This window comes from Bradyrhizobium sp. NBAIM08 (assembly GCF_020193935.1).
Lineage (GTDB): Bacteria > Pseudomonadota > Alphaproteobacteria > Rhizobiales > Xanthobacteraceae > Bradyrhizobium > Bradyrhizobium yuanmingense.
In genome coordinates this window covers 1-451 of record NZ_JADYVR010000319.1, presented here as the reverse complement: position 1 = coordinate 451, position 451 = coordinate 1, and the positions used below count along the sequence as shown (strand labels likewise).

The following is a 451-nucleotide window of genomic DNA, read 5'->3' as shown; positions in this document are numbered from 1 at the left end:
GGCCGAGGCGCACGGTAGCTGTCGCCTTCGAGGATGACGCGGTAGGCGCCGTGGCGCAGCCGATCGATGGTGGCTGCACCGAGCAGGCGATTAGGGAAGGCTTCGCCCCATTCCTCGAAGTCGAGGTTGCTGGTGATGACGGTGGTGGCGCGCTCGTAGCGCTCGGCGATGAGATCGTGCAGATCTTCGTCGGCGGGAGAGCGCAGTGGTTTGAGAGCGAAGTCGTCGATCAAGAGGACGTCAACGCGGGCAAGCGCCTGGAATCGGCGTTCGTAGGTGGCGGTAGCGCGCGCGGCGTTTAAGCCCCCGAGCAGTTGGGTCTGCGAGCAGAACAGCACGTCATAGCCCTTGCGCACGGCGCAGTGCCCGAGGGCCTGCGCGAGATGGGATTTGCCGGTACCGCATTCGCCGGCGATGAGGACATTGGCGTGTTCTTCGGCGAAGCGGCAGG

General features: G+C 65.4%; 1 protein-coding gene. It reads right to left on the bottom strand.

The genetic code is table 11. The features are described from left to right. The coding region (locus I6F37_RS39695) for an ATP-binding protein (protein WP_225154332.1) at positions 1-451 on the bottom strand (451 nt) is incomplete at both ends.